This window comes from Micromonospora sp. WMMA2032, from assembly GCF_002688545.1.
Lineage (GTDB): Bacteria > Actinomycetota > Actinomycetes > Mycobacteriales > Micromonosporaceae > Micromonospora > Micromonospora sediminicola.
On record NZ_CP024052.1, the window covers coordinates 1231520 to 1255305 of the forward strand.

The 23786-nt window shown below is 77.0% G+C and carries 1 protein-coding gene; it reads right to left on the reverse strand.

The features are described 5' to 3' along the window. Window positions 1-23754: a type I polyketide synthase gene (locus CO540_RS05195; RefSeq protein ID WP_099161137.1), complete on the reverse strand. Its 23754-nt coding sequence runs from the start codon at window positions 23752-23754 to the stop codon at window positions 1-3. Window positions 23755-23786 lie beyond the last annotated feature (32 nt).

A 23786-nucleotide genomic window follows, 5' to 3' on the forward strand; every position in this document is an offset into this window, starting at 1 on the left:
TCAGGACTCGGTGCCGTCGAGGGCCAGCCGGATCAGGGTGTCGGTGTCCATCTCGTCGAGGTCGACCTCCGCCCCGTCCGGTTCGGCGGCGGGACCGTCGTCGGCGGTGAGACCGAGCAGCAGGTCCAGCAGTCCGGCCTCGCGGATGCGGGCGAGCGGGATGGTGGCCAGCGCCTGCCGTACCGCGGTCTCGGCCGGGTCGGCCGCCGGCCCGACGGGCGTGTCGGGCAGCAGGGTGGCGCGCAGGTGGCCGGCGAGCGCGGACGGGTCGGGGTGGTCGAAGACGAGCGTGGTGGGCAGGGACAGGCCGGTGGCCCGGTTGAGCCGGTTGCGCAGCTCGACCGCGGTCAGCGAGTCGAAGCCGAGGTCCTTGAAGGCCCGGTGGGGCTTGACCCGTTCCGGGCCGCCGTGGCCGAGGACGGCGGCGGCCTCGGCGCGGACCAGGTCGGTGAGCCGGCGGTCCTGGTCCTCGCCGGTCAGGTCGCGCAGCCGCTCGCGCAGCGCCGCGCCACCGTCGGCGGGCGCCTCGGCGGCGTCCCGCACCGCCTGCCGGGCCTCGGGCAGGTCGGCCAGGAACGGCCGGGGCCGGGTCGACGCGTACGCCGGGGCGAACGTCGCCCAGTCCACGTCGGCAACGGTCAGCGTGGGTCCGCCCCGGCCGACGGCGACGCGCATGGCGTGCACCGCGTCGGCGGGGGCCATGACCCGCAGGCCGCGCCGGGCCAGTTCCCGCTGGGCGTCGTCGGTGGCCATGCCGCCGTCGGCCCACGGTCCCCAGGCCACCGAGGTGGCGGCGAGGCCGCGCGCGTGCCGCCGCTCGGCCAGCGCGTCGAGGTAGGCGTTGCCGGCGGCGTAGCCGGCCTGTCCGCCGCTGCCCCAGACGCCGGCGATGGAGGCGAACAGCACGAACGCGTCGAGCGGACGGTCGCCGAGCAGCTCGTCCAGGTGGGCCGCGCCGGCGGTCTTGCCGGCCGACACGGCGGCCAGCCGGTCCAGGTCGGTGTCGAGCAGCGGGGCGACGTCGTTGAGGCCGGCGGCGTGCACCACGGCGGTCAGCGGCGCCGGGTCGGCGTCGAGGCGGGCGAGCAGCGCAGCGACGGCGTCCCGGTCGGCCACGTCGCAGGCGGCGACGGTGACGCGGACGCCGAGAGCGGTCAGCTCGTCGCGCAGCGCGGCCGCGCCGGGCGCCGCCTCGCCCCGGCGGCCGGTGAGCACCAGGTGTGCGGCGCCGTGGCCGGCGGCCCAGCGGGCGACGTGGGCGCCGAGTGCGCCGGTGCCGCCGGTGACGAGCACCGTGCCGGAGGGCTGCCACCGCTCGGCGGCGTCGCGCGCGGCGGGGGCGGCCCGCACGAGCCGGCGCGCGTACAGGCCGGCGGGGCGCAGGGCGAGCTGGTCCTCGTCACCGGCGGCGGTGAGGGCGGCGGCGAGGCGGGTCGGGTCGGTGTCGCCGTCGGGCAGGTCGAGCAGGGTGACCCGCAGCCGGGGCAGTTCCAGCCCGGCGACGCGGGCCAGGCCCCACAGGGCGCCCTGGCCGGCGCTGCGGACCGGGTCGTCGCCGCCGGTCGCGACGGCGCCCCGGGTGAGGCACCACAGCGGGGGCGTCTCGCCGGTGTCGTGCAGCGCCTGGACCAGCAGCAGCGTCGCGGCGGTGCCGGCGGGCAGCGACGGGTGCTCCGGGTGGGGCTCGTCGCGCAGGCCGAGCAGGGAGACCACGCCGGCGACCGGCCCGTCGGCGAGGGCCTTGCCGAGCGCGGCGGCGAGGTCGGCGCGGGTGGTGGTGGCCGGGTCGACGGTGACGCGCCGCAGCTCGGCGCCGGCCAGCGCGGCGCCGACGTGCGCGGCGGCGGGCTCACCGTCCGGGGTGACCAGCAGCCAGGCGCCGTCGGCCGCCGACGGTCCGTCGAGGTCGATCCGGCGCCACCCGACCTGGTACGACCAGCGGTCGGCCCCGGTGCGGCGGGTGCGGGACCGGCGCCAGGTGGTGAGCGCGGGCAGGGCGGGAGTGAGCGTGTCCAGGTCGTCGTCGCCGAGGTGGCCGGCGAGCGCGGTCAGGTCGCCGCTCTCGACGGCGGCCCAGAACTCGGCGTCGGAGGCGTCGGTGCGGGTGGGGTTGTCGGGCCAGAACCGTTCGTGCTGGAAGGCGTAGGTGGGCAGGTCGACGCGGGTGGCGCCGGTGCCGTCGAACCACGGCGTCCATTCCACGGTGACGCCGTGCACGTGCAGGTCGGCCAGCCCGGCCAGCAGCGCGCCGGTCTCGTCCCGGTCCCGGCGTTGCACGGCGACCGCTCGCCCGTCGCCCTCGGGCAGGATCTCGACGGTCAGCGCCGTGAGCACACTCTGCGGCCCGATCTCCAGGAACGTGTCCACCCCGGCGTCGCGCAGCGCGGCCACCCCGTCCGCGAAGCGGACCGCCTGACGCACGTGTCGCACCCAGTAGTCCGGGTCCGTCAACTCCCCCGCATCGGCGACCGCACCGGTCACGTTGGACACCACCGGCAGCAGTGGCGCGGCGAACGTCAACCCGTCGAGGATCGTCCGGAACTCGGCGAGCATCGGTTCCATCAGGGGACTGTGGAAGGCGTGCGACACCGTCAGCGCGCGGGTCCGCACACCCCGGTCCCGCCAGGAGCGTTCGATCTCGTCGAGCGCCCCGGCCGGCCCGGAGATCACGATCGACGTCGGGCCGTTGACCGCCGCGATTCCGACGTCCGTGCGGCCGGCGATCGAGTCGGCCACCTCGGACTCCGGTGCGGCCACGGCCAGCATCCCACCGCCGGCCGGCAACGCCTGCATCAGGCGACCCCGCGCCGCCACCAACGCACACGCGTCCGACAGCGACAACACCCCCGCCACGAACGCGGCCGTGACCTCACCGATCGAGTGACCACCCACGAAGTCCGGCGTCACCCCGAACGACTCGACCAGCCGGAACAGGGCCACCTCGACCGCGAACAACCCCGCCTGGGTGAACTCGGTCCGGTCCAGCAGGGTCGCCTCGGCCGAGCCCGGCTCCGCGAACAGCACGTCGCGCAGCGGCCGGGACAGCTTCCCGTCCAGGTGATCGGCGACCTCGTCCAGTGCGGCGGCGAACACCGGGAACGCCGCGTACAACTCCCGGCCCATCCCGGCGCGCTGCGCGCCCTGACCGGAGAACAGCAGCGCCAGGTGACCGCGCGGTTGCGCGGTACCGGTGATCGCCGCGCCGGTGGTGGTGCCGGCGGCCAGCGCGCGCAGCGCGGTGAGCAGCTCGTCCCGGTCGCCGGCGGCCAGGACGGCCCGGTGGTCCAGCGGCGGGCGGGTGGTGAGCGCGGACCAGCCGACGTCGGCGGGGCGGGGTGTCCCGTCGGCGGCGAGCCAGGTCGCCCACCGGTGGGCCTGCGCGGCGAGCCCGGCGTCGGTACGCGCCGACAGCAGCACCGGCAGCACCGCCGGCCCGCCGGGACGGCCGTCGGCGGCGTCGCCGGTCGCGACCGGGTGGTCGGCGTCGGCGGGCTGTTCCAGGACGACGTGGGCGTTGGTGCCGGAGATGCCGAACGAGGACACCGCCGCCCGGCGCGGCCGGTCCTGGTCGGGCCAGGGCGTCGGGGCCGTGGCCAGGGTGACCGCCCCGGCGGTCCAGTCGATGTGCGGGGACGGTTCGTCCACGTGCAGCGTCGGTGGCACGATGCCGTGCCGCATGGCGAGAACCATCTTGATGACGCCGGCGACTCCGGCGGCGGCCTGGGTGTGCCCGATGTTCGACTTGACCGAGCCCAGGAGCAGGGGGGTGTCCCGGTCCTGCCCGTAGGTCGCGAGGACCGCCTGAGCCTCGATCGGGTCACCGAGGGTGGTGCCGGTGCCGTGCGCCTCGACGACGTCCACCTCGGACGGCGACAGCCGCGCGTTGGCCAGGGCCTGGCGGATGACCCGTTGCTGGGACGGTCCGTTGGGGGCGGTGAGGCCGTTCGACGCGCCGTCCTGGTTGACGGCGGTGCCGCGTACCACGGCGAGGACGCGGTGACCGCGGCGGCGGGCGTCGCTGAGGCGCTCGACCAGCAGCATCCCGACGCCCTCGCCCCAGCTGGTGCCGTCGGCGCCGGCGGCGAAGGACTTGCACCGCCCGTCGGGGGCGAGTCCGCGTTGCCGGGAGAACCCGACGAACGCGCTGGGCGTGGCCATCACGGTGACGCCGCCCGCGAGGGCGAGGTCGCACTCCCCCGCCCGCAGCGCCTGGCCGGCCAGGTGCAGCGCGACCAGCGACGAGGAGCAGGCGGTGTCGACGGTGACGGCCGGGCCTTCCAGCCCGAACACGTACGCGACGCGGCCGGAGGCGACGCTGCCGGCGGTGCCGTTGACCAGGTAGCCCTCCAGTTCGGCGGAGGCGTCGAGCCGGCCGGCGTAGTCGTGGTGGATGAGGCCGGCGAAGACGCCGGTGGTCGTGGTGCGGTCGTGCGGGTCGAGGCCGGCGGACTCGAACGCCTCCCACGAGGTTTCCAGCAGCAGCCGTTGCTGCGGGTCCATGGCGAGCGCCTCGCGGGGGCTGATGCCGAAGAAGGCCGGGTCGAAGTCGGCGGCGCCGGGCAGGAATCCGCCGTGGCGGGTGCTGGAGGTGCCGGCGCGGTCGGCGTCCGGGTCGTAGAGCGCGTCGAGGTCCCAGCCCCGGTCGGCGGGGAACTCGGCGATCCCGTCGCCGCCGCTGGACACGAGGTGCCACAGCTGGTCCGGGTTGGTGACCCCGCCGGGCAGCCGGCAGGCCATGCCGATGATGGCGATGGGGTCGTCGTCGTCGGTGACGGCGCGGGTGGCGGTGGTGGTGTCGCCGGCCGGGTCGTGGCCGAGGTGCTCGTGCAGGTGGTCGGCGAGGCGTTCCGGGGTCGGGTAGTCGAAGACGAGCGTGGCGGGCAGCCGCAGCCCGGTGGCGGCGGCGAGCCGGTTGCGCAGCTCGACCGAGGTCAGCGAGTCGAAGCCCAGTTCCTTGAAGGCGCGGACGGCGGGCACCGCCTGCGCCGACGGGTGGCCCAGCACCGCGGCGGCCTGCGCGCGCACCAGGTCGACCAGGCGCTCCCGGGCCTCGTCCGGGGTGAGCCCGGCGAGGCGTTCGACCCAGCCGGTGGCGGTCCCGTCGCCGGTGCGGGCCTGTCGGCGTCCGCCGGTGGGGGCCAGCAGCCGCAGCATCGGGGGGAGCTGCGCGGGGTCGCCGGTGATCCGGAGCCGCGCGGCGACCCCGGTCGGCGGCGCGGCGGCGGTGACGGCGTCGAGCAGTGCGGTGCCTTCGGTGGCGGTCAGCCCGGTCATGCCGATCCGGCCGAGCCGCGTGCGGTCGTCGGCGTCGAGCCGACCGGCCATGCCGCCGTCGGTGGCCCACATGCCCCAGGCGATGCTGGTGGCGGGCAGTCCGTGGGCGCGGCGGTGGGTGGCGAGGGCGTCGAGGAACGCGTTGGCGGCGGCGTAGTTGCCCTGCCCGGGTGAGCCGAGCGTGGCCGCGATCGAGGAGAACAGCACGAACGCGGTCAGGTCCCGGTCGGCGGTGGCCTGGTGCAGCGCCCAGGCGGCGTCGACCTTGGGCCGCATCACCCGCGCCACGGACTCGGCGTCCAGCGACGCGACCGTGGCGTCGTCGAGCACTCCGGCGCAGTGGTGGACGGCGGTCAGGTCGACGCCGTCCAGCAGCCGGGTGACCTGCGCGGGGTCCGACACGTCGACGGCGGCGGTCCGCACGGTCGCGCCGGCCGCCGTCAGGTCGTCGACCAGCGCGGTGTACGCCGGGTCGTCGGCGGGGGCGCGGCGGGCGGCGAGGAGCAGGTTGCGGGACTGCCCGGTGGCCACGAGGTGACGGGCGACGACGCCGGCCAGCGCGCCCGAGGCGCCGGTGACCAGCGTGACCCGCTCCGGGTCGACGGCGGCCGGAACGGTCAGCACCACCTTGCCCACGTGCCGGGCCTGACTGATGTGCCGCAACGCGGTCCGCGCCTGCCGCAAATCCCACGCCCGCACCGGCAACGGCGACAGCGCGTCCCGCTCGAACAGGTCGAGCAGCTCCGCCAGCATCCGCCCGATCCGCTCCCCGCCGGCCTCGTTCAAATCGAACGGCCGGTAGGCGACGCCCGGATAATCCCGAGCCACCACCTCGGGGTCCCGCAGGTCCGTCTTACCCATCTCCACGAACCGGCCGCCGCGCGGCAACAACCGCAACGACGCGTCCACGAACTCCCCCGCCAGCGCGTCCAACACCACGTCCACGCCGGCGCCGTCGGACGCGGCCAGGAACGCGGCCTCGAACTCCGTGGTCCGCGACGACGCGATCCGGTTCTGCTCGACGCCGAGCCGGCGCAGGGTGTCCCACTTGCCAGGGCTCGCCGTCGCATACACCTGGGCACCCAGGTGGTGGGCGATCTGGATCGCCGCCATCCCGACCCCACCGGCACCGGAGTGGATGAGCACCGACTCACCGGCCCGCAGACCGGCCAGGTCCCGCAACGCGTACCAGGCGGTCAGGAACACCACCGGAACGGAGGCGGCCTCGGTGAACGACCACCCGGCCGGGATCCGCGCGACCCGATCCCGCCGCGCCACCACCTGCGGACCGAAACCCGGCTCGAACAACCCGAACACCCGATCACCCGGCACCAGACCGGTCACGCCCGGCCCGATTTCCAGGACCACCCCGGCGCCCTCACTACCCATCACGGCAGCCGGATCCGGATACATCCCCAACGCGATCAACACGTCCCGGAAGTTCACCCCCGCCGCCCGCACCGCCACCCGCACCTCACCGGCGGCGAGCGCCTCCGGGACGGCCGGCACGATCTCGACGCCGTCGAGCGTGCCGGGGTGCGCGGCCGCGACGTGCCAGGCGCCGGCCGCCGGTGGCGCCAGCTCGCTGCCGGCCGGACGCGCCAACCGGGGTACGCACACCCGGTCGCCGCGCAGCGCGAGCTGACCGCCCACGGTGGACGGCATGTCGGCGACGGTCGCCAGCACGCCGAGCGCGCGTCGGTCGAGGGCGGAGTCGACGTCGGCGAGCACGATCCGGTCGGGGTGCTCGGACTGGGCGGAGCGCAGCAGTCCCCAGACGGCCGCGCCGGCCGGGTCGGCGGCGCGGTCGTCGTCGCCGGTCGTGACCGCGTCCCGGGTCACCACCACGAGCCGGGAGTCGCGCAGTTCGTCGGCGGCCAGCCACGCCTGCACGGTCGCCAGCACCGCCGTCGTCACCGCCCGCACCCGCCCGGGCAGGTCGCCACGGCCCGAGCCGCGCCGATCGTCGCCGGCCGGGCCCGACACGCCGGCTTCGGCCGGGCCCGACAGGTCGGCCGCGCCGGCCGCGTCGTCGGCCGCGCCGACCCAGCCGACGGGTCCGACGGGCAGCAGCACCGCGTCGGGCGCCGGCGCGCCGTCGGCGACGGCCGCCACCAGCCCGGCCACGTCCGGGAACCGCGCGGGCACGGCCGTGTCGAACCATCCACCCGGCAACGGCGCCGGCGCGCCCGGGCGGGCCTTCCCGCGTCCCGCGCCCCGACCGGCCGCGCGGCGGGTCCGGCCGTCCGGCGCGGGCGCGGCGTCGCGCCGCAGCGCGGCGGTCAGCACCGTCCACGTCACCTCGCGGTCGGCCGGGTCGATCTCCTCGGCCGGCCAGGTCACCACGAACCGGGAACGCGCGGCCGCGTCCGGTGCGGGGGCACCGGCCAGTTCACGCAGGACCAGCGCGTCGACCGACACCACCGGCGCGCCCGTCTCGTCCGCCGCGACCAGCCGGACGCCGGAGCCGGTACGGGTCAACCGGACCCGCAACAGCCGGGCGCCGGCGGCGTGCACCTGGACGCCCTCGAACGCGAACGGCACGCGCGGGCCGCCGCCGTCGGCGGGAAGCAGCAACCCGATCGGGTGCAGCGCGGCGTCCAGCAGCGCCGGGTGCACCGCGAACCCGTCCACCGCCGCGTCGGTGAGCGCCACCTCGGCGTAGACCTGGTCCGGGCCGGTCCACACCCGGCGCAGGCCCTGGAACGTCGGCCCGTACGTCAGGCCGTGGCCGACCAGCACGTCGTAGAACCCGGTCAGGTCGGTCTCGGTGACGGCGGCCGGCGGCCAGGCGGTCAGGCCCGGCTCCTCGGCGGCGGCCGGTTCCAGCACCGCCTCGGCGTGGCGCACCCACTGCGCGTCGGTGTCGTCGTCCGGTTGGGCGTACACGGCGGCGTCCCGGTTGCCGGCCTCGTCGGCCGCGCCGACGCGCACCTGCACGCGGACGCCGCCGGTGGCGGGCAGCGCGAGCGGCGCGGTGACGGTCAGGTCGCGTACCCGGGGGGCGCCGGCCTCGTCGCCGGCGCGCACCACCAGCTCGACCAGCGCGGTGCCCGGCACCAGGACGGAGCCGCCGACGACGTGGTCGGCCAGCCAGGGCTGCGCGGCCAGCGCGAGGCGGCCGGTCAGCACCAGCTCGTCCGCGCCGGCCAGCCGCACCGCCGCGCCGAGCAGCGGGTGCCCGGGCGCGGCCAGTCCGGCGCCGGACAGGTCGCCGGTGCGCCAGGTGGCGGCGTCGGGCCAGTACCGTCGACGCTGGAACGGGTAGGTGGGCAGGTCGAGCGGCACGCCGCCGCCGGTCAGCGCGGTCCAGTCCACCGGCGTTCCCGCGGCGTACGCCTCAGCGAGCGCGGTGAGCAGCGCGGACGCCTCGGTGCGTCCGGCACGCAGGGTCGGCACGACCACCGGAGCCGGGTCGTCGCCGAGGCAGTCGCGGACCATCCCGGAGAGCACCGAGTCCGGCCCGACCTCCAGGTAGGTGCCGACGTGGCGCTCCCGCAGGTGGCTGATGCCGTCGGCGAAGCGGACCGCCTCGCGGACGTGCCGCACCCAGTGGTCGGGGTCGCGCAGCTCGTCCGGTTCGGCGATCCGGCCGGTCAGGTTCGACAGCACCGGCAGGCGCGGCGCGTCGAGGGTGAGGCCGTCGACGACGGCCCGGAAGTCGTCCAGCATCGGCGCCATCAGCGGGCTGTGGAAGGCGTGGCTGACGGTCAGCCGGCGGACCCGCACACCGCGTTCCCGCCAGGCCCGCTCCACCTCCGCCAGGGCGTCACCGGCCCCGGAGACCACCACCGACGCCGGGCCGTTGACCGCGGCGATCCCGACGTCCGCGCGGCCCGCGACGGCAGCGGCGACCTCGGGCTCGGGCGCGGCGACGGCGAGCATCCCGCCGCCGTCGGGCAGCGCCTGCATGAGCCGGCCCCGCGCGGCGACCAGGGCGGCGGCGTCGGGCAGGGAGAGCACCCCGGCGACGTGCGCGGCGGTGATCTCGCCGATCGAGTGGCCGCCGACCACGTCGGGGGTGACGCCGAACGACTCGATCAGGCGGTACAGCGCCACCTCGACGGCGAAGAGCGCGGGCTGGGTGAACTCGGTACGGTCCAGCAGCGCGGCTTCCGGCGCGCCCTCGGGCGCGAAGAGCACCGGCCGCAGCGGCCGGGGCAGCAGCGGGTCGAGGTGGTCGCAGACCTCGTCCAGCGCGGCGGCGAAGACGGGGAACGCCTCGTACGCCTCGCGGCCCGTGCCGGGGCGCTGCGCGCCCTGGCCGGAGAAGAGGACGGCGAGCCGGCCGGTGCGGGTGGCGCCGCGCACCACGGCGGAGGACGGCTCATCGGCGGCGACGGCGGTCAGGCCGGCGAGCAGGCCCGTCCGGTCGCGGGGCAGCAGCACGGCCCGGTGTTCGAACGCGGACCGTGCGGTGGCGAGGGCGTGGCCGAGGTCGGCCAGCGGGACCGCCGGGTTCGCCTCGACCCAGGCGGCCAGCCGGCCGGCCTGGGCGCGCAGCGCGTCCGGGGTGCGGGCGGAGAGCACGCACGGAACGCCGAGGTCGCCGGGGGTGGGCGCGGCCGGGGCGGGGGCGGGTTCGGGCGCCTGTTCCAGGACGGCGTGCACGTTGGTGCCGGAGATGCCGAACGACGACACGGCGGCGCGGCGGGGCCGGTCCACGGCGGGCCAGGGCTGCGCCCGGTTCGCCAGGGTGATCGCGCCGGCGGTCCAGTCGACGTGCGGGGACGGCTCGTCGGCGTGCAGCGTCGGCGGGACCAGGCCGTGCCGCATGGCCAGGACCATCTTGATCACGCCGGCGACGCCGGCGGCGGCCTGGGTGTGCCCGATGTTCGACTTGACCGAGCCGAGCAGCAGCGGGGTCTCCCGGTCCTGGCCGTACGTGGCCAGCAGCGCCTGCGCCTCGATCGGGTCGCCGAGGGCGGTGCCGGTGCCATGCGCCTCGACCACGTCCACGTCGGAGGGGTCGAGGCGGGCGTTCGCCAGGGCCTGGCGGATGACCCGCTGCTGGGACGGCCCGTTGGGGGCGGTGAGGCCGCTGCTCGCGCCGTCCTGGTTGACGGCGCTGCCGCGCAGCACGGCGAGGATCCGGCGGCCGTCGCGTTGCGCGTCGGAGAGGCGTTGCAGCAGCAGCATGCCGACGCCCTCGGCGAAGCCGGTGCCGTCGGCGCCGGCGCCGAACGCCTTGCACCGCCCGTCCGGGGACAGGCCGCGTTGGCGGGAGAACTCGGCGAGCATGCCGGGGGTGGACATGACGGTGACTCCGCCGGCCAGCGCGAGCCCGCACTCCTGCTGGCGCAGCGCCTGGGCGGCGAGGTGCAGCGCGACCAGCGACGAGGAGCAGGCGGTGTCGACGGTGACGGCCGGGCCCTCCAGGCCGAGCAGGTAGGAGATGCGGCCGGAGGCGACGCTGCCGGCGCTGCCGTTGCCGACGTACCCGTCGAGGTCATCGCCGGCGCCGACGGCGGCGCCGGCGTAGTCGTGGTAGATCAGTCCGACGTAGACGCCGGTGGCGCTGCCCCGGACGGTGAGGGGGTCGACGCCGGCGCGTTCCAGCGCCTCCCACGACGTCTCCAGCAGCAGCCGCTGCTGCGGGTCCATGGCGAGCGCCTCGCGCGGGTTGATGCCGAAGAAGGCAGCGTCGAAGTCGGCGGCGTCGTAGAGGAAACCGCCGTGGCGGGGCGCCGGCCGGTCGGCGTCGTCGCCGAGGACGCTGAGGTCCCAGCCGCGGTCGGTGGGGAACGGCGCGATGACGTCGGCGCCGGCGGTGACCAGGTCCCACAGGTCCTCGGGGGTGCGGACGTCGCCGGGGAAGCGGCAGGCCATGCCGACGACGGCGATCGGCTCGTCGACGGCGGTGGTCACGCCGGACACGGGCGTGGCGGCCGGCGCGGCCGACCCGCCGATCTCCCGGTCGAGGTGGTCGGCGAGCACGACGGGGGTGGGGTGGTCGAACGCGACGGTGGCGGGCAGCCGCAGCCCGGTGGCGGCGGCGAGCCGGTTGCGCAGTTCGACCGAGGTGAGCGAGTCGAAGCCGAGTTCCCGGAACGGGCGCTGCGGGTCGACGCCGTCGGCGCCGCGGTGTCCGAGCACCGCGGCCGCCGCGGCGGTGACCAGGTCGAGGAGGTGGCCGCGCCGGGCGCCCGGGCTGAGCGCCGCGAGCCGGTCGGCCAGCGACAGGTCCCCTCCGGTACGCGCGGCGGCCCGCCGCCGGGCGGGGCGGATCAGGTCGCGCAGCAGCGCGGGTACGCGGGCCGGGTCGGGGCTGGTCGGCACCTTCATCAGGACGACGTGTGCGCCGCCGTGGCGGCCGGCCGCGTCGAGCAGGGCCAGGCCTTCGGTGTCGGTGAGCGGGGCGCTGCCGGCGCGGATGGCGCGGCGGTGCTCGCCGTCGGCGAGGTGCGCGGTCATCGCGCTGGTGGTGGCCCAGAGTCCCCAGGCGAGGCTGGCCGCCGGCAGTCCGTGGGCGCGGCGGTGGGTGGCGAGGGCGTCGAGGAACGCGTTGGCGGCGGCGTAGTTGCCCTGCCCGGGTGAGCCGAGCGTGGCCGCGATCGAGGAGAACAGCACGAACGCGGTCAGGTCCCGGTCGGCGGTGGCCTGGTGCAGGGCCCAGGCGGCGTCCACCTTGGGCCGCATCACCCGGTCGAGCGCGTCGTCGTCGAGTCCGGTGATGGTGGCGTCGGCGATGGCGCCGGCGCAGTGGTAGACGGCGGTGAGGTCCGCCCCGGCGACCAGGTCGACGACGCGTACCGGGTCGCAGAGGTCCACCGCGACGGCCCGTACGGTCGCTCCGGCCGTGGTCAGCTCGTCGATCAGCGCGGCGTAGGCCGGGTCGTCGGCGGGGGCGCGGCGGGCGGCCAGGAGCAGGTTGCGGGACTGTCCGGTGGTGACCAGGTGTCGGGCGACCAGGCCGGCGAGGGTGCCGCTGGCGCCGGTGACCAGTGTGACGCGGTCCGGGTCGGCGGTGGCGGGGACGGTGAGCACGACCTTGCCGACGTGGCGGGCCTGGCTGATGTGCCGCAGCGCGGTGCGCGCCTGCCGGACGTCCCAGGTGCGGGTGGGCAGCGGTCGCAGCGCTCCCCGCTCGAACAGTTCCAGGAGTTCGGTGAGCATCTGCCCGAGGCGCTCGCCGCCGGCGGAGTTGAGTTCGAACGACCGGTAGGTGACGCCGGGGTGCTGGGCCGCGACGAGGTCGGGATCCCGCAGGTCGGTCTTGCCCATCTCGACGAACCGGCCGCCGCGCGGCAACAACCGCAACGACGCGTCCACGAACTCCCCGGCCAGGGCGTCCAACACCACGTCCACGCCGGCGCCGTCGGACTCCGCCAGGAAGGTCCGCTCGAACTCGGTGGTCCGCGACGACGCGATCCGCTCCTGCTCGACGCCCAACCCACGCAGCGTGTCCCACTTGCCAGGACTCGCCGTCGCATACACCTGCGCACCCAGATGACGGGCGATCTGGATCGCCGCCATCCCCACCCCACCGGCACCCGAATGGATGAGCACCGACTCACCGGCCCGCAGACCGGCCAGATCCCGCAACGCGTACCACGCCGTCAGGAACACCACCGGCACCGACGCCGCCTCGACGAACGACCAGCCCTCCGGCATCCGCGCCACCCGGTCCCGCCGCGCCACCACCTGCGGCCCGAAACCCGGCTCGAACAACCCGAACACCCGATCACCCGGCACCAGACCCGACACACCCGGCCCGACCTCCAGGACCACCCCCGCGCCCTCACTACCCATCACCGCAGCCGGATCCGGATACATCCCCAACGCGATCAACACGTCCCGGAAGTTCACCCCCGCCGCCCGCACCGCCACCCGCACCTCACCGGCGGCCAGCGCGGGCGCGTCGGAGGTGCGCACGTCGACGCCGTCGATGGTGCCGGGGTCGACGGCGGCCACGTGCCAGGCGCCGGCCGGCGGGACGAGCCGGTCCCCGGCCGGGCGGACGACGCGGGGTGCCAGGACGTCGCCGTCGCGCAGCGCGAGTTGCCCGCCGGCCGCGGCGAGCGGGGCGAGCGTGTCGGGGTCGGCGTCCCGGTCGAGGTCGACCAGCACGATCCGGTCCGGGTGCTCGGACTGTGCCGAACGCAGCAGCCCCCACACGGCGGCGCCGGCCAGGTCGGTGACGTCCTCCTCGTCGCGGGCCGCCACCGCGCCCCGGGTCGCCACCACCAGGCGTGAGTCCGCGAGGGTGTCGGCGGCCAGCCAGTCCCGCACGGTGGCCAGCACCGTCGACGTGACCGACCGGACCCGCGTCGGCAGGTCGGCGTCGTTCCCGGCCGGAACCGGGAGCAGCACCGCCTCGGGGGCCGGCGCGCCGGCCTCGACGGCCGCCGCCAGCGCGGTCACGTCAGGGTACGCGGCGGCGTGATCCCCCGCGCCCGTCGCGGAAGCCGAGCCGGCGGCATCCGGACCCGCCGCACCGGCGGTGACCGCCGTTCCGGCGTCGGTGCCCGTCGCATCGGTTCCGACTCCGACGAGCGTCACCCAGGACCGGGGTCCGCCGGTGCGCGGGAGGTCCCGGACCGACCAGGCGACCTCCAGGACGGACCGGTCGGCGGCGGTCGGACGGCCCGTGGCGTCACCCAGTTCCATGAGCACCAGGGAGTCCACCGAGACCACCGGCGCGCCGGTCTCGTCGGCCGCGACGAGCCGCACCGCCGAGCCGGTACGGCGCAACCGCACCCGCAGCACGGCCGCGCCGGCGGCGTGCACCTGCACGCCCTCGAACGTGAACGGCACGCGTGGCCCGGAGGTGGCGTCACCGCCGGGGAGCAGGCCGATCGGGTGCAGCGCGGCGTCGAGCAGCGCCGGGTGCACCTCGAACCGGCCGGCCCGCTCGGCCGGCCCGTCCGGCAGGGCCACCTCGGCGTAGACGGTGTCGTCGTCGGTCCAGGCCCGGCGCAGGCCCCGGAACGCGGGCCCGTAGGCCAGGCCGTGCCCGGCGAGGGTGTCGTACCAGCCGGTGAGGTCCACCTCGGTCGCGCCGGCGGGCGGCCAGGGGCCCGGCGTGGGCTCGTCGGCGGCGGCCGGCTCCAGCAGCCCTTCGGCGTGCCGGGTCCACCCGTCGTCGGTGTCGTCGGCGGGTTGGGCGTGGACGGTCACCGGGCGGGCGCCGGCGTCGTCCGGGGCGCCGACGCGCACCTGCACCCGCAGTCCGCCGGTGTCCGGCAGCGTGAGCGGGGTGACCAGCGTCAGTTCGCGCACCCGGGGGGCGCCGACCTCGTCGCCGGCCCGGACCACCAGCTCGACCAGCGCGGTGCCGGGCAGCAGCACGGCGCCGGCGACGGTGTGGTCGGCCAGCCACGGCTGGGCGGACAGCGCGAGCCGGCCGGTCAGGACCACCTCGTCGGCGTCGGCCAGTCGCACCGCCGCGCCGAGCAGCGGGTGCCCGGCGGCGCCGAGGCCGGCGCCGGTGACGTCACCACCGGCCGCCGTGCCGGGCTCGGGCCAGAAGCGTTCCCGCTGGAAGGCGTACGGGGGCAGGTCGACCCGGGTGGCGTCGGAGCCGGCGAACACGGCCGCCCAGTCGACGGGCACGCCGGCGGTGTGCAGGGCGCCGAGGGCGGTGAGCAGCTGGCGGGGGCCGTGTTCGTCGCGGCGCAACGATCCGACGACCACGCCGGGCGGGCCGGCGGGCGCCCGGTCAAGCGCGTCCTGCACCACGACCTTGAGCACCGGGTGCGGGCTGACCTCGACGAACACCCGGTGACCGGTGTCGATCAGCGCGTCCACGACCGGCGCGAGGCGGACCGGTTCCCGCAGGTTGCGGAACCAGTAGTCGGCGTCGAGGTCGGCGGTGTCGATCGGTTCGCCGGTGACGGTGGAGTGGAACGCGATCCGGCTCGGACGGGGGTGGAGCGTGCCGATCGCGGCGGTGATGTCGTCGCGGACCGCGTCGACGTGAGCGCAGTGGGAGGCGTAGTCGACAGCGATGCGCCGGGCCCGCAGTTCCCGGTCGGCGCAGGCGGCGAGCAGGTCGTCGACGGCGTCCGCGTCGCCGGAGACGACGGTGACGGCGGCGCCGTTGAGCGCGGCGACGCCGAGGCGGTCGCCCCAGGGGGCGATGAGGTCGGCGGTGTCGGCGGCGGAGAGCGGCACGGAGACCATCCCGCCCCGGCCGGTGAGGGCGAGCAGGCCCCGGCTGCGGGCCACCACGAGCCGCAGCGCGTCGGGCAGGGTGAGCGCGCCGGCCACGCAGGCGGCGGCGATCTCGCCCTGGGAGTGGCCGATCACGGCGTCGGGGCGTACGCCGCAGGAGCGCCACACCTCGGCGAGGGAGACCATCACGGTGAACAGCAGCGGTTGGACCACGTCGACCCGGTCCAGCGGTGAGGCGCCGGGGGCGCCGCGCAGCACGTCCTCGGGCGTCCAGTCGACGAGGTCGGCCAGTTCGGCGGCGCACTCGCGCATCCGGTCCCGGAAGACCGGGGAGCGGTCGAGCAGGTCGAGCGCCATGCCGGGCCACTGTGAGCCCTGGCCGGGGAAGACGAGGACGACCTTCGGCGTACCGTCGGCGGGCTGGGCCGGCGGCGTGGCGGCGGTGAGCGCGGCGAGCGCGGCGGCGCGGTCGGCGACGACGGTGACCTGCCGGTAGGGGTGGTGCGCGCGGCCGGTGGCGAGCGACCAGCCGAGGTCGGCCAGGTCGAGGTCGGGGTGCGCGGCGAGGTGCTCGTGCAGGCGCGCGGCCTGGGCCGGCAGGGCGCGGGCGGTGCGGGCGGAGACGAGCAGCGGCACCGCGTCGGCGCCGACCAGGCCGGGTCCGGTGGCGGGCGCGGGGTCGGCCGGTGCCGCGGTGGGGGCGGCCTCGATGACGGCGTGGGCGTTGGTGCCGGAGATGCCGAACGAGGAGACGGCGGCGCGGCGGGGCCGGTCGAGCGCGGGCCAGGGGGTGGGCGCGGTGACGAGGGTGACGGCGCCGGCGGTCCAGTCGACGTGCGGGGACGGCTCGTCGGCGTGCAGCGTCGCGGGGACGATCCCGTGCCGCATGGCGAGGACCATCTTGATCAGGCCGGCGACACCGGCGGCGGCCTGGGTGTGGCCGATGTTCGACTTGATCGAGCCGAGCAGCAGCGGGGTCTCCCGGTCCTGGCCGTACGTGGCGAGCAGCGCCTGCGCCTCGATCGGGTCACCGAGGGTGGTGCCGGTGCCGTGCGCCTCGACCACGTCCACCTCGGACGGCGACAGCCGCGCGTTGGCCAGGGCCTGCCGGATCACCCGCTGCTGCGACGGACCGTTCGGCGCGGTGAGCCCGTTGGACGCGCCGTCGGAGTTGACGGCGGTGCCGCGCACCACGGCGAGGATCCGGCGGCCCTCCCGCCGCGCGTCGGAGAGCCGCTGGACCAGCAGCAGACCGGCGCCCTCACCCCAGCCGGTGCCGTCGGCGGCGGCGCCGAACGCCTTGCACCGCCCGTCCGGGGCCAGCCCGCCCTGGCGGGAGAACTCGGAGAACATGCCGGGGGTGGCCATCAGCGCGACGCCACCGGCGAGCGCCATGTCGCACTCGCCGGAGCGCAGCGCCTGCGCGGCCAGGTGCAACGCGACCAGCGACGAGGAGCAGGCGGTGTCGACGGTGACGGCCGGACCTTCCAGGCCGAACGCGTAGGCGACCCGGCCGGAGGCGACGCTGCCGGCGGTGCCGGTGAGCAGGTGGCCTTCGAGGCCGTCGGCGCCGGTGGCGGCGTATCCGGAGGAGGCGGCGCCGACGAAGACGCCGGTGGCGGTGCCGGCGCGGGTGGTCGGGTCGAGGCCGGCGGACTCGAACGCCTCCCAGGACGTTTCCAGCAGCAGCCGTTGCTGCGGGTCCATGGCGAGGGCTTCGCGGGGGCTGATGCCGAAGAAGGCGGGGTCGAAGTCGCCGGCGTCGGCGAGGAATCCGCCGTGGCGGGTGGTGGAGGTGCCGGCCCGCTCGGCGTCCGGGTCGTAGAGCGCGTCGAGGTCCCAGCCCCGGTCGGTCGGGAAGCCGCCGATGGCGTCCGCGCCGGCGGCGACGAGGTCCCACAGCTGGTCCGGGGTGGAGATGCCGCCCGGGTAGCGGCAGGCCATGCCGATGACGGCGAGGGGTTCGTCGGTGCCGGCCGGGCCCGCCGCGCGGGCGGTCGACGCGGCGGGTTCGGCGGTGGCGAGCCGGGCGTGGAGGTGGTCGGCGACGCGGGCCGGGGTGGGGTGGTCGAAGACGAGTGTGGCGGGCAGCCGCAGCCCGGTGGCCGCGGCGAGCCGGTTGCGCAGCTCGACCGAGGTCAGCGAGTCGAAGCCCAGTTCCTTGAACGCGCGGGTTTCCGGCACGGCGTGGGCGCTCGGGTGGCCCAGCGCCGCGGCGGCCTGCGCGCGGACCAGGTCGACCAGGCGCTCGCGGGCCTCGTCCGGGGTGAGCGCGGCCAGCCGTTCGGCCCAGCCCGCCTCGCCGGTCGCCGTGTCCTGTGCCGTCCGGCGGGCGCCGGCGCGGGCCAGGCCGCGCAGGATCGCCGGGTAGCGGCCGGCGTCGCCGGTGAGCCGCAGCCGGGCCGCCGCGACGGCGGGCAGCGCGCGGCGGGTGGCGGCGTCGAGCAGGGCGGCGCCCTCGGTGGCGGTGAGCGGGGTCATGCCGAGGCGGCGCAGTCGCCGCGCGTCGTCCCGGTCGAGGTGGGCGGTCATCGCGCTGGTGGTGGCCCACATGCCCCAGGCGATGCTGGTGGCGGGCAGTCCGTGGGCGCGGCGGTGGGTGGCGAGGGCGTCGAGGAACGCGTTGGCGGCGGCGTAGTTGCCCTGCCCGGGTGAGCCGAGCGTGGCCGCGATCGAGGAGAACAGCACGAACGCGGTCAGGTCCCGGTCGGCGGTGGCCTGGTGCAGCGCCCAGGCGGCGTCCACCTTGGGCCGCATCACCCGCTCGAGCGCGTCGTCGTCGAGCCCGGCGACGGTGGCGTCGGCGACGATCCCGGCGCAGTGGTAGACGGCGGTCAGGTCGACGCCGTCCAGCAGGTCGGCCACGGCCGCCCGGTCCCCCACGTCCACGGCGACGGACCGCACCGACGCACCCGCGGCCGTCAGCTCGTCCACCAGGCTCGCGTAGGCCGGGTCGTCGGCCGGACCACGGCGGGCGGCGAGGAGCAGGTTGCGGGACTGCCCGGTGGCCACCAGGTGACGGGCGACGACGCCGGCCAGCGCGCCGGAGGCCCCGGTGACCAGCGTGACCCGCTCCGGGTCGACGGCAGCCGGAACGGTCAACACCACCTTGCCCACATGCCGGGCCTGACTGATGTGCCGCAACGCGGTCCGCGCCTGCCGCACGTCCCACGCCCGCACCGGCAACGGCGACAGCGCGTCCCGCTCGAACAGGTCGAGCAGTTCCGCCAGCATCTGCCCGATCCGCTCCCCACCGGCCTCGTTCAGGTCGAACGACCGGTAGGCCACGCCGGGGTGCTGGGCCGCGACGAGGTCGGGGTCGCGGACGTCGGTCTTGCCCATCTCCACGAACCGGCCGCCGCGCGGCAGCAACCGCAACGACGCGTCCACGAACTCCCCCGCCAGCGCGTCCAACACCACGTCCACGCCGGCGCCGTCGGACGCGGCCAGGAACGCGGCCTCGAACTCCGTGGTCCGCGACGATGCGATCCGCCCGTCCGCGACCCCCAGCCGGCGCAGCGTCTCCCACTTCCCCGGACTCGCCGTCGCATACACCGTCGCACCCAGGTGGTGGGCGATCTGGATCGCGGCCATCCCGACCCCACCGGCACCGGAGTGGATGAGCACCGATTCACCGGCCCGCAGGTCGGCCAGGTCCCGCAACGCGTACCAGGCGGTCAGGAACACCAGCGGGACGGAGGCGGCCTCGGTGAACGACCAGCCGGCCGGGATCCGGGCCACCCGCTCGCGCGCGGCGAGCACCTGCGGGCCGAAGCCCGGTTCGAACATGCCCAGCACCCGGTCGCCCGGTGCCAGGTCGGTCACGTCCGGCCCGACGTCGAGGACCACGCCCGCGCCCTCGCTGCCCATCCGGGCGTCCGGGTCCGGATACATGCCGAGCGCGACCAGCACGTCGCGGAAGTTCACGCCGGTGGCCCGCACGGCGACGCGGACCTGCCCGGGCCCTGGCGCGGCGGGGGCGGCGGGCACCGGCGCGACGCCGTCGATCGTGCCGGGCGCGACCGGCGCGAGGTGCCAGAGGCCGTCCGGCGGCCGCAGCTCGTCGTCGGCCGGCCGACCCAACCGGGGTACGCGCACCGCGCCGCCGCGCAGCGCCACCTGACCGCCGGTCGGCGCGGGGTCGGCGACCACCCCGGCAAGCGCGGACAACGCCCCGGCGTCGACCTCGCCGTCGAGGTCGGCCAGCACGATCCGGCCCGGGTGCTCCGACTGCGCCGAGCGCAGCAGCCCCCACACCGCCGCGCCGGCGAGGTCGGTGACCCGGTCCTCCTCGTCCCCGGCGGCGACCGCGCCCCGGGTGAGCACCACCAGCCGCGTGTCGGCGAGCGCGTCGGCGGCCAGCCACTCCTGCACGGTGACCAGCACCGCCGCCGTCACCGCCCGGACCCGCTCCGGCAGCCCGGAGCCGTCCGGTCCGGCCGGACCGTCGACACCGGCCGGACCGCTCGGGTCGCCGGCGGCGTCCCCCGCGCCGGTGGGAGCCGGTCCGGTCGGAGCTGGTCCGGTCGGAGCCGGTGCAGAAGTGAGCGGCAGCAGCACCGCGTCGGGGGCCGGGGCGCCGGCGGCCACGGCGGCCACCAGCGCCGCCACGTCCGGATGGCCGGGCCGGGGCGCGGCGTCGAGCGGGTCGGAGCCGGGCGGGGTCAGCACCGCCCAGGTCGGCGGGGTGACCGGCGCGGTGACCTCCTCGACCGGCCAGGCCAGCGCGTACAGGGACCGGTCGGCCGCACCCGCCGCGGCGGTCCCGGTCAGCTCCCGCAGGGCCAGCGCGTCCACCGACACCACCGGCGCGCCGGCCGCGTCGACCGCGACCAGCCGCACCGACGAGCCGGCGCGGGTCAGCCGCACCCGCAGCACCGTCGCGCCGGCGGCGTGCAGCTGCACGCCCTCGAACGCGAACGGCACCCGGGGGCCGCCCCCGATGCCGGCGTCGAGCAGGCCGATCGGGTGCAGGGCCGCGTCGAGCAGCGCCGGGTGCGCCCCGAAGCCGGTCGGGTCGACGCCGTCGGGGAGCGTCACCTCGGCGTACGCGGCGTCCGGGCCGGACCAGACCCGGCGGACCCCCCGGAACGCCGGCCCGTACGCCAGGCCGTGCGCGGCGAACGCGTCGTACCAGCCGGTCACGTCCACCTCGGACACCCCGGCCGGCGGCCACTCGCCGAGGGTCGGCCCGTCGGCGGCGGCGGGTTCCAGCACACCGTCGGCGTGCCGCACCCACTCGGCGTCCGGGTCGTCCTCGGGCTGAGCGTGCACGGTCACCGGCCGGGCGCCGGTGTCGTCGGCGGCGCCGACGCGCACCTGCACCCGTACCGCGTCGGTGGCGGTGAGGGTGAGTGGGGTGGCGACGGTGAGGTCCCGGATCCGGGCGGCCTCGACCTCGTCGCCGGCCCGGACGACCAGCTCCAGCAGCGCGGTGCCGGGCACCACCACGGCGTCGCCGACCACGTGGTCGGCCAGCCACGGGTGGGTGGCGACGGAGAGCCGGCCGGTGAGCACCACCTCGTCGTCGCCGGCGAGCCGGACGGCCGCGCCGAGCAGCGGGTGCCCGGCGACGCCGAGTCCGGCGCCGGACACGTCGCCGGCCTGCCAGGCCGGCGCGTCCGGCCAGAACCGCTGCCGCTGGAACGCGTAGGTGGGCAGGTCGACGGGGCGGGCGCCGGTGCCGTCGAACCAGGGCGTCCAGTCGACGTCGACGCCGTGCGTGTGCAGTTCGGCGAGCGCGGCCAGCAGCGCCTCGACCTCGGGCCGGTCGTGCCGCTGGGCGGCCACGGTGAGCCCGGCGTCGTCGTCGGCCAGCGCCTCGGCGGTCAGCGCGGTCAGCACGCTGCGCGGGCCGATCTCCAGGAACGTGTCCGCGCCGGCCGCGCGCAGCGCGGTCACGCCGTCGGCGTAGCGGACAGCCTCGCGGACGTGCCGTACCCAGTAGTCGGGCGTGCGCAGGTCGTCGCCCTCGGCCAGGGCGCCGGTCAGGTTGGACACCACCGGCAGCGTCGGGGCGTGGAAGGTCAGCTTCGCCAGCACCGCGCGGAAGCGGTCCAGCATCGGTTCCATCAGCGGGCTGTGGAACGCGTGCGACACGGCCAGCCGCCGCACCCGTACGCCTCGGTCGGTCCACCGCCGGGCCAGGTCGTCCAGCGCCTCGGTGGCGCCGGAGACCACCACCGACGACGGGCCGTTGACCGCCGCGACGCCCACCCGGTCGGTGTGGTCGTCCAGGTCGGCGCGCACGTCCGCCTCGGTGGCGGCGACCGCGAGCATGCCGCCGCCGTCGGGCAGCGCCTGCATGAGCGCGCCGCGCGCGGCCACCAGCAGGCAGGCGTGTTCCAGCGACAGCACGCCGGCCAGGTGTGCGGCGGTGACCTCGCCGATCGAGTGGCCGGCCAGCAGGTCCGGGGTGACGCCGAACGACTCGACCAGCCGGAACAGCGCCACCTCGACCGCGAACAACCCGGCCTGGGTGAACGCGGTGCGGTCCAGCAGCGCGGCGTCGGCGGTGCCCGCGGCGGCGAACAGCACCTCCTTCAGCGGCCGGGGCAGCGCCCGGTCCAGGTGCCCGCACACCTCGTCCAGCGCGGCGGCGAACACCGGGAACGTCGCGTACAGCTCCCGACCCATCCCGGCGCGCTGCGCGCCCTGCCCGGAGAAGAGGACCGCGAGCGGACCCCGGTCGGTCGCCTCGCCGGTGACCAGCGCGCCGGACGGCTCGCCCGCGGCGAGCGCGCGCAGCGCGGCGCGCAACCCGTCGGTGCCGGTGACGGCGAGCACGGCCCGCCGGTCCAGGGTGGCCCGGGTGGTGACCGACGCGTACCCGACGTCCCGGGGTCGGGGCGCGGGCCCGGCGTCCAGCCAGGCGGCCCAGCGCTCGGCCTGGGCGGCGAGCGCGGCCGGGTGGGCGGCGGAGAGCAGGACCGGCACGACCGGCCGGTCCGCGGTGGCCGCCGGGGCGGGGGCGGGCTCGGCCGGCGGGGCCTCCTCGACGAGCAGGTGGGCGTTGGTGCCGCTCATGCCGAAGGAGGAGACGGCGGCCCGGCGGACCCGGTCGGGCTCGGCCGGCCACGGCTGCGCGTCGGTGAGCAGCGCGACGTCGCCGGTCGACCAGTCGACGTGCGGGGTCGGCTCGTCGGCGTGCAGGGTGGCCGGGAGCAGGCCGTGCCGCAGCGCGAGCACCATCTTGATCACGCCGGCGACGCCGGCGGCGGCCTGGGTGTGGCCGAGGTTGGACTTGAGGGAGCCGAGCCGCAGCGGTCGTCCGGCGGGCCGGTCCCGCCCGTACGTGGCGAGCAGCGCCTGCGCCTCGATCGGGTCGCCGAGCGTGGTGCCGGTGCCGTGCGCCTCGACCACGTCCACGTCGGCCGGGGTGAGGCCGGCGTTGGCCAGCGCCTGGCGGATGACCCGCTGCTGGGCCGGGCCGTTGGGCGCGGTCAGGCCGCTGCTGGCGCCGTCGGAGTTGACCGCGCTGCCCCGGATCACGGCCAGGACCGGGTGGCCGAGCCGCCGGGCGTCGCTGAGGCGTTCGACCATGACCAGGCCGACGCCCTCGGCCCAGCCGGTGCCGTCGGCGGCGGCGGAGAACGCCTTGCAGCGTCCGTCGGCGGCCAGCCCGCGTTGCCGGGAGAACTCGACGAAGCCGCCCGGGGTGGCCATCACGCTGGCGCCGCCGGCGACGGCCAGGGTGCACTCGCCGTCGCGCAGCGCCTGCGTGGCCAGGTGCAGGGCGACCAGCGACGACGAGCAGGCGGTGTCGATCGTGACGGCCGGCCCCTCCAGGCCGAACGTGTAGGCCAGCCGGCCGGAGATGACGCTGGCGGCGGTGCCGGTCAGCACGTACCCCTCGGCGCCCTCGGGCAGGCGGCGCAGCACCGACGCGTAGTCCTGGCCGGCGGTGCCCACGAACACCCCGGTGCGGCTGCCGCGCAGCGTGCCGACGTCGACGCCGGCCCGCTCGAACACCTCCCAGGTGGTCTCCAGCAGCAGCCGCTGCTGCGGGTCCATGGCCAGCGCCTCGCGCGGGCTGATGCCGAACACCGTGGGGTCGAAGTCACCCGCGTCGGCGAGGAATCCGCCCCGGTCGCTGTACGAGGTGCCGGGGTGGTCCGGGTCCGGGTCGTACAGCCTGGCCAGGTCCCAGCCGCGGTCGGTGGGGAACGGGCCGGTCGCGTCGGCGCCGCCGACGACCAGGTCCCAGAGCTGCTCCGGGGACGCGACTCCGCCGGGGAAGCGGCAGGCCATGCCGACCACGGCGATCGGTTCCGGTTCCTCCAGCTCGCGCAGGCGCCGGTGCGCCTGGCGGAGCTCGGTGGTCACCCACTTGAGATGTTCGAGGAGCTTCTCTTCGTCCGCCATGATCCACCCGCCCGAACTTGCTGCCGATCGAT

Coding starts and splice junctions, on each gene's coding strand:
- CO540_RS05195 (WP_099161137.1), bottom strand. CDS start 23,754: ATGGCGGACGAAGAGAAGCTCCTCGAACATCTCAAGTGGGTGACCACC.